Below are 7,726 nucleotides of genomic sequence, written 5' to 3'. Positions count from 1 at the left end.
TTGATTACCAACTTTAGTATTCAACTGAATTCCCTTAAAGTTAATAGTCAAATCAAGGTCTTTAAAAAGATGCAAGTTTAACAACTTATCACGTAATTGAACTATCAAAGAATCCAAAAGATCGTCATCTAAAACCAGATTAATAATTTGCCAATGTTTATCTTGACTTAATTCATTTGCTACATCAGTCATCAACGTTGTTTTCCCAGCACCACGTTGTCCGTATATTAAGGATGTTTGAAATGGTGAACGCTGACGATTCAACTCGGTAATAATCCGCTTGGTTAATGAATCACGATCAAGGAAAATACTAGGGACCGCTCCAAAGCTCGGATTAAATGGATTTTTTGTCATCAGGGACACCTCATTTTATAACTTTTTATAACTTTAAAATACTTTTATAACTTTTTATAACTTTTACCAAACCAAGATTACCAATAATAGACCATTTCAAATGCTTCAGTTAATGCCGTATTTCAAATTCATGAACTATTTATCTATAATTAATATAAATGTTAACGATTTGACAATGATATAGACTTAGCTGTTGAAAATAATCCGTGTATATCATATACTACTTCGTGTTGGGGTAGGAACTCCCGAGTAATTGTTCGGCGGAACGGAATGTGAACGTCGAAAGGAAGTCATTTGGGCTGCTTGGGTTTTCCGCATTCACCACATTGGACACTCGTCAATGTCGTCCCCAACAAAATATCTTAGGGAGGTTTTGATAATGTCAATCTTATCTTTTACTAGTCCACGTTTCACAACCAGGCAGATGACCCTGGCATCAATGCTAATCGCCTTACAGGTCGTCCTGGGTAAGCTTTCGGTTGGTGACCCGACCGTTGTTAAAGTCGGCCTAGGTTTCATGGCTACGGCCCTAATTGGTTACTTCTTAGGGCCTTGGACCGGCGGAATTGCAATGGTCATCAACGATTTGATTTCCAACACCATTTTGAGCTCCGGAACCCTTTTCTTCCCGGGCTTTACCTTCTCGGCCTTCGTGTCTGGCGTGATTGCGGGGATGTTTCTTTACAATCAAAAAATCACTTGGCAACGGGCCCTGGTTTATGAATTCTTCCAGATCCTGATCACCAACGTTATCTTCACGACGCTATGGATCTACCTGATGAGTCTGAGTTCATCTAGTACCGGCCGTACTTTCATGGCCCTGCTAACGATTCGGTTACCTAAAGAAATTATTACCTGGCCAATCGAAGGATTAGTCGTTTACTTTATCCTTCGCCAAGTCGCCAAAATCAACTTACCGACTAGTAGATAAGAAATAATTGCCAAAAACTCTTGCAATTTCTAAAATTTAGGTTAGAATACCATTAAAGAATTAAAAAAGCGATGAGAAAGAAGAGTAAATAGTCGCGTTCGTCCAGTGAACCGGTGGCAGTGAGAGACCGGTCGACCCCGGACTATTGAAAAACACTTTGTCGAATGCCGCTGACCCAAATGCGTTATGCAAAGTAGGCTCAGTCGTCGCCGGTACGTTACCACACCGGGAGAACATGCTCGTGTTCTAAAAGAGGTCTAAGTGCTTTTGCTTAGGCAACTTGGGTGGTACCGCGGAAAGAAGCCTTTCGTCCCTTAGTTAATGGGGACGGAAGGCTTTTTTGTTCGTCTTCAAATCTAAATTCTTTAAGGAGTGCTATCTATGAGTTTAATTATTCCAAAAGATTACGATCCAAAGTTATCTATTCGTGATACCGAAGCTGCGATCCGGTTCATCCGGGAAAACTTCCAGGAAGAATTTGGTCACGAGTTACACCTACAGCGGATGTCCGCACCAATGTTTGTTGAAAAGGGAACCGGGCTCAACGATAACTTGAACGGGGTTGAAAAGCCAGTTTCCTTCACCATGCAATCACTACCGGGCAAGACGATTGAAGTTGTTCACTCCCTCGCCAAGTGGAAACGGTTAGCCCTGAAGAAGTATGGCTTTGGAATGCACGAAGGCCTCTACACCAACATGAACGCCATTCGGAAGGACGAAGACGTCGACAACTTCCACTCCATCTACGTTGACCAATGGGACTGGGAAAAGATCATTGCCAAGGAAGAACGGACAGAAGAAACGCTGAAGTCCACCGTTCGCCAGATCTTCAAGGTTATCAAAAAGATCTCCCGGGAACTCTGGAACCTTTATCCTGACGCCGTTTACCAACTGCCTGATGATATTCACTTCATTACTACCCAGGAACTGGAAGATCGCTGGCCAGACCTGTCCCCAATGCAACGGGAAGACAAGATCGCTAAGGAAATGGGTGCTGTCTTTGTTATGAAGATCGGTGACAAGTTACGTCGTTCCGGTAAGCCGCACGATGGTCGGGCACCCGACTATGATGATTGGCAGCTTAACGGGGACATCATTTTCTGGTACGAACCACTGCAATGCAAGATTGAAATCTCCAGCATGGGGATCCGGGTTAGTCCTGAATCAATGCGTGAACAGCTGAAGAAAGCCGGCGTAGAAGAACGGGCTAAACTACCATTCCATAAAATGTTGCTCAACGGCGAATTACCATATACAATTGGTGGAGGAATTGGTCAGTCCCGGCTCTGCATGCTCCTGCTTGGCAAGGCCCATGTTGGTGAGGTACAAGCCAGTGTTTGGCCAAAGGATATGCTTGAAAAGTGCGCCAAGGCACACATCCAGATTCTGTAAAATAACAAAGGTTGGGAGAGTATAGTACAGTGGAAACAATTACAATTAGTGAATCACCAAAGCACGTTGGCGAAACCGTTAAAATCGGTGTTTGGCTGACGGATAAGCGGTCTAGCGGAAAAATTGCCTTCCTGCAGCTGCGGGACGGTACCGGATTTTTCCAAGGAATCATCCGCAAGAACGATGTCTCAGAAGAGATCTTTAACCTCGCTAAGCATGACCTCCACCAGGAAACCAGTTTCGTGGTAACCGGTAAGATTGCTGAGGATCAACGGTCTAAGTTTGGCTATGAGATTCATATTCAAGACATTAAGGTCGTTGGCGAAAGCGAAGATTACCCGATTGGTAACAAGGAACACGGAATCGACTTCCTGCTTGACCACCGTCATCTCTGGTTACGGTCCCGCAAGCCTTGGGCATTGATGCGGATCCGGAGCCGGGTAAAATTAGCTACGATGGAATTTTTTGACAAGCATGGTTTCACTCAGTTCGATGCACCAATCCTGACTTCCTCCGCTCCTGAAGGAACAACGGAACTGTTTGACGTTAAATACTTTGATACCGATGCTTACCTATCCCAGTCCGGTCAGCTCTATGGTGAAGCCGGCTGCATGGCATTGCGGCGAATTTACACGATGGGGCCAACTTTCCGGGCTGAAAAGTCTAAGACCCGGCGCCACATGACTGAATTCTGGATGATCGAACCAGAAATGGCTTGGTGTCACGAAGAAGAAAGTGAACAGATTCAGGAACAATACGTTGCCTACCTGATCCAAGACCTCATTGACCACTGTGCCACCGAGCTCGAAATGGTGGGTCGGTCCGTCGAAAGCCTGAAGCCATTCACCGAACTGCCATATCCACGGGTTACCTACAAGAAAGCCATTGAAATGCTGCAAAAGGGTGGCCTCGATGTTAAGTATGGCGATGACTTCGGTTCACCGGAAGAAACCTACCTGGCCGACCAATTTAAGAAGCCCGTCTTCATCAAAAATTACCCACGGTCCATCAAGGCCTTCTACATGCCAACCGACCCTACAGACGACCGCCAAGTTATCTGTGCTGACCTGTTAGCACCTGAAGGTTATGGTGAAATCATTGGCGGTTCTGAACGTTCCTACGATTATGACTATATCACCAATAAGTTGGAAGAAAATGGCCTGTCCAAGAAGGACTATGGCTGGTATGATGACCTGCGTAAGTACGGTTCTGTTCCCCACTCTGGTTTCGGGATGGGACTAGAACGGTTCCTCGCTTGGGTCACTCTTCAAGATCATATTCGGGAAAACATTCCGTTCCCACGGATGATCAACCGGCTACGCCCATAACAAACCAAATTTAACAATAACTTTAACCCCCGTAAACATCGAAAAACGTGTTTACGGGGGTATTTTAGTTAATGATGGTCCGTTCTATTTTACGAAAATGAGCTTTTCGTAATTTTCATCACACATTGGTAACTGCTATTCGTTGAAAATGCACTTTTCGATAAATAAATTCTTTAAATACCCTTGACAATTCATGGTTAGGCATGTATATTAAAAAACAATTAGAAAATGATTATAAAAACACGTTGAAAAGAACAGTAATTGTAATTAAATTTTCAGAGAGTCCTTGTTTGATGCGAAAGGATAACGAGATTACAACGAAAATCACTTTGAGTGCCCGAATGAACTAACAGTAATTCGCGGTGGGAGTAGCCCATTATCGCTACCGTGTTTAATGATTTATTCATTGAACATTGAAGTTAGTGGTGTAAGCCATTAACAAAGACAGGGTGGTAACACGCAGAAGCGTCCCTCGATTCGTCAAAGAATCAGTGGGACGCTTTTTTATAACCATTCTCTAGCTAATAAGCAAAAGAGAGGAAGTCTTGATTATGAAATTCACTATCGTTGGCGCTGGTGCTATGGGATTGCGTTTTGGTGTGTTACTACAAGAAGCTGGTAACCAAGTCGACTTTGTTGAAGGCTGGAAGCCACATTACGACAAAATAAAAGAACAAGGAGGGGTTTACGTTACTAGGGAGCACCAGAATAAACATCTGGTTCCCGTGAATGTATATACCCCCGAAGAGTACACCGCGACGGATGCTGATTTTGTCTTTTTTGAATTAAAACAGATGCAGCTCGATGATATGCTAAAACGTTGTCGACATTTCTTTAAGAACCAATACTGTTTAACCGCCATGAACGGCATGGGGCATATCGAAAAATTACTAAAATTCTTCCCGAAAGAAAAATTGGTTGCAGGCACGGCCTTGGTGGCTACCATTCTCACCGGTCCCGGTGAAGTCGAATTCGTGGGCAAGCCCGGGCTAGGGACCACCAATTGGGCTAATTACACCGAAAAGCCCGACGACAAAACAAGACAGTTAATGACCGAACTAAAGAAAGCCAACTTTAACCCTTCTCTCAAGACCAACTTCATGGGAACGTTAATGGCAAAGGTCGTTTTCAACTCAGTGGTTAATACTCTCTGTACCATGTTTGAAATTACAATGGGTGAATATGCCAACTTTGAAAAAGCCGATGAGCTATCACGGCAACTAATTGATGAGGCATACGATGTCTGCGAACGAGCTGGGGTGCAATTAGTTAGCACCCGGGCTGAAGAGTTAAAGTCTGTCGATTATGTTTCCAAAGTTGGCAACCCCCACCACTACCCTTCAATGTACCAAGACATGACCCATGATCGACCGGTGGAAGTTGATTATATCAATGGTTATTTAGTTCGACTAGGTCGTAAATATCATTATGAAGCTAAAACTCATAATTTTGTTACCAACCTAGTCCATTTAGCCGAAGCAACTCGTGAACATAAGTAATAAACTAAGGAGTGATTAAAATGACATTTAAGTTTTCTAAACGTGTTCCTGTTGGTGGTAATGATGCAGTTGGAGCTATCCTCCAAGCCGCGGCGGATCCAAAAGTAATTTCATTTGCCGGCGGTCTGCCTGCTCCAGAAATGTTCCCCGTTAAGGCGATGAAAGAAGCTACCGACAAGGCCTTTGAAAAACATGGTCGCCAGGCAATGCAATATGGTTCTTCAGCTGGTTTAACTGAACTTAGGCAATTGATTCTTAAACGAATTGCCCGCAAGGAAGACGTGCATGCCAAGCTGGAAAATGTATTGGTGACCACGGGTTCTGAACAAGCAATCGACCTGGTTGGCAAAGCCTTTGTTAACCCCGGTGACACCGTCCTAGTTGAACAACCTACTTACCTGTGTGCCCTGAACGTTTTAAAAACATACGGCGCTAATATCGTTGGTGTCCCAATGGATGAAGATGGTATGCGTATGGATGCCTTAGAAGATGCTTTGAAGGCCCATCCAAATACTTCTTTAATTTATTCAGTGCCAAACTTCCAAAATCCAACTGGTCGGACGATGCCAGCAGAACGAAGAAAGAAATTCGCTGAATTGGCATCCAAATACGACGTTCCTTTGCTCGAAGATAACCCTTATGGTGAGATTCGCTTTGCTGGGAAGCATGTCCCATCCGTGAAGTCTTTCGATCCCGACGGCCACGTCTTCTACATGAGCACCTTCTCTAAGATTTTGGCACCTGGTTTTCGTCTTGGCTGGATCGTAGCTGAACCAGAAGTTATCCAAAAACTAACTGTTTTGAAACAGTCAGCAGACTTACACACTGACAACTTAGTTCAATATGCCGTTACTGAATTTCTAAAGGATAACGACGTGGATGCCCATGTTAAAGACATTTGTAACCTCTATGGTAAGCGAAAGAAATTAATGACCGACGGAATTAAGAAATACTTCCCTAAGTCGGTTAAGTATACTAATCCTGAAGGTGGTATGTTCCTATGGGTAACTGTTCCCGGGGTTGATGATACAGTGGCTCTCTTCAAGAAATGTTTGAAGCACAACGTGGCCTTCGTCCCTGGTGACCCATTCTTTGCTGGTAAAGCAGATCCTGGTACTTTCCGTCTAAATTATTCTAATGCCAAGGAAGACAAGATCATGGTTGGGATGAAACAACTAGGGGCTGCTTTGGATGAAGCGTTAAAGAATTAAATGACGCCAATGATAGACATTTCAAAGTAAATTCTTTGTTTTGAAATACTTTTATGTTTATTAATCTAATTGTTCTAATTTGTAAGCCATAACAAAATAAGTCTCCCAAGTTTGAACTGCCCTAAAATTGTTAGACAAATCTAACAATTTTAGGGTGGCTTTTTTATATGACAAAGTATTCAACACAATTCAAAATCAAAGTTGTTCAAGAATATTTACAAGGTGGCATCAGCCAATATAAACTATGCAAAAAATATGGCATGGCGGATAAAACAATCGCACAGCACTGGATTAATCTGGCTCGGGAACACGGTTTTGAATCCTTAGCAGTTAAACATACCAAGAAACGTTATATTCTTGGAATTACTCTTTTAGCTTTGACATCCTTTGCTAATTTAGTTCCACCAAGAGTTTTAGGTTTAATGGCGGACCAACTAGATACGGGCCATATTTCTTGGGGTCAATATGGCTTACTTATCTTAGCCGTTATTGCATCTGCAATTGTACTTTATATCTTAAGTTAATACCGTAAATAGCTGGTTCAGTATTTAATAAAAACTTAACACTGCGCCGAGTTAACGCAATAACCTCTTCGTTGGTTTTATCACCATACGGGATATGTGCGTTGTCACCAATGAATACGGTCGATTCATTCGGTAATTATGGCCGACTGCCTGATCCAGGCCAGCACGTCCAGCCCCTTGGCATCCGGCAGGCTTCGGTCCAGCAACACCAGATCGACCGCCTCGTTGCCGAGGCGGCGCCGGAAGTCACTGGAAGACCGGAAGACCGCGCATCCGTATCCGGCCTGCTCCAACCACAATCGCAAAAGTGCGGCCTGGTCGGGATCATCCTCGACACAGCCGATCGTCCACGTCACAGCACTCATTGTTTTCTTCGCGCCCTCAACCGCATGGTCCCCTCACGCTGCTGCCGGACATCTCGGCACTGCACTTCGCTGAGCCAACGTCTCAATCGACTTCGAAATTGATGCGCATGTTCACCCGCCAC

Annotated in this window: 6 protein-coding genes, 3 pseudogenes, 1 riboswitch and 2 other annotated features; of the genes and pseudogenes, 6 read left to right on the top strand and 3 right to left on the bottom strand. The window is 43.9% G+C overall.

Features of this window, described 5'->3' with window-relative positions; all coding sequences use genetic code 11:
- Positions 1 to 354: pseudogene (locus ACEYV4_RS08545) on the bottom strand (ATP-binding protein); the annotation flags it as partial.
- 229 nt (positions 355 to 583) lie between these two features.
- A riboswitch (THF riboswitch) is annotated at positions 584 to 680 on the top strand.
- Between the two features lie 53 nt (positions 681 to 733).
- On the opposite strand from ACEYV4_RS08545, the gene ACEYV4_RS08540 reads away from it, so the two are divergent.
- From ACEYV4_RS08540 to ACEYV4_RS08515, 6 genes and pseudogenes are all read left to right on the top strand, one after another.
- Positions 734 to 1,285 (top strand): folate family ECF transporter S component, encoded by a 552-nt coding sequence (locus ACEYV4_RS08540; protein WP_373842879.1) that lies wholly within the window; start codon positions 734 to 736, stop codon positions 1,283 to 1,285.
- Between the two features lie 62 nt (positions 1,286 to 1,347).
- Positions 1,348 to 1,603, top strand: a binding site (T-box leader).
- Between the two features lie 63 nt (positions 1,604 to 1,666).
- Entirely contained in the window at positions 1,667 to 2,677 is a 1,011-nt protein-coding gene (gene asnA / locus ACEYV4_RS08535) for an aspartate--ammonia ligase (protein WP_373842878.1), read from the top strand.
- A 29-nt stretch (positions 2,678 to 2,706) separates the two neighbouring features.
- Entirely contained in the window at positions 2,707 to 4,005 is a 1,299-nt protein-coding gene (gene asnS, locus ACEYV4_RS08530; protein WP_373842877.1) for an asparagine--tRNA ligase, read from the top strand.
- Positions 4,006 to 4,241: 236 nt separating this feature from the next.
- Positions 4,242 to 4,481, top strand: a binding site (T-box leader).
- A gap of 75 nt (positions 4,482 to 4,556) precedes the next feature.
- Positions 4,557 to 5,504: a ketopantoate reductase family protein gene (locus ACEYV4_RS08525; protein WP_373842876.1), complete on the top strand. Its 948-nt coding sequence runs from the start codon at positions 4,557 to 4,559 to the stop codon at positions 5,502 to 5,504.
- A 20-nt stretch (positions 5,505 to 5,524) separates the two neighbouring features.
- Positions 5,525 to 6,715 carry a PLP-dependent aminotransferase family protein gene (locus ACEYV4_RS08520; RefSeq protein ID WP_373842875.1) on the top strand — a complete coding sequence of 397 codons (1,191 nt, stop codon included), beginning with the start codon at positions 5,525 to 5,527 and terminating at the stop codon, positions 6,713 to 6,715.
- A 167-nt stretch (positions 6,716 to 6,882) separates the two neighbouring features.
- Positions 6,883 to 7,233 (top strand): annotated as a pseudogene (locus ACEYV4_RS08515) (helix-turn-helix domain-containing protein); the annotation flags it as partial.
- 22 nt (positions 7,234 to 7,255) lie between these two features.
- Here the strand turns inward: ACEYV4_RS08515 and ACEYV4_RS08510 are convergent.
- Both ACEYV4_RS08510 and ACEYV4_RS08505 read right to left on the bottom strand, forming a co-directional pair.
- A pseudogene (locus tag ACEYV4_RS08510) lies at positions 7,256 to 7,375 on the bottom strand (glutamate racemase); the annotation flags it as partial.
- Complete coding sequence (locus ACEYV4_RS08505; protein WP_373842874.1) at positions 7,365 to 7,604, bottom strand: response regulator; 240 nt, start codon at positions 7,602 to 7,604, stop codon at positions 7,365 to 7,367. The gene ACEYV4_RS08505 and the pseudogene ACEYV4_RS08510, both read right to left, overlap by 11 nt.
- Positions 7,605 to 7,726 lie beyond the last annotated feature (122 nt).

It is taken from the genome of Limosilactobacillus sp., assembly GCF_041859915.1.
In the GTDB taxonomy this organism is placed as follows: domain Bacteria; phylum Bacillota; class Bacilli; order Lactobacillales; family Lactobacillaceae; genus Limosilactobacillus.
The sequence above is the reverse complement of the archived record's forward strand: the minus strand, read 5'-3'. Positions and strand labels throughout refer to the sequence as shown.

Coding starts and splice junctions, on each gene's coding strand:
- ACEYV4_RS08540 (WP_373842879.1), top strand. CDS start 734: ATGTCAATCTTATCTTTTACTAGTCCACGTTTCACAACCAGGCAGATG.
- asnA (WP_373842878.1), top strand. CDS start 1,667: ATGAGTTTAATTATTCCAAAAGATTACGATCCAAAGTTATCTATTCGT.
- ACEYV4_RS08525 (WP_373842876.1), top strand. CDS start 4,557: ATGAAATTCACTATCGTTGGCGCTGGTGCTATGGGATTGCGTTTTGGT.
- ACEYV4_RS08520 (WP_373842875.1), top strand. CDS start 5,525: ATGACATTTAAGTTTTCTAAACGTGTTCCTGTTGGTGGTAATGATGCA.
- ACEYV4_RS08505 (WP_373842874.1), bottom strand. CDS start 7,604: ATGAGTGCTGTGACGTGGACGATCGGCTGTGTCGAGGATGATCCCGAC.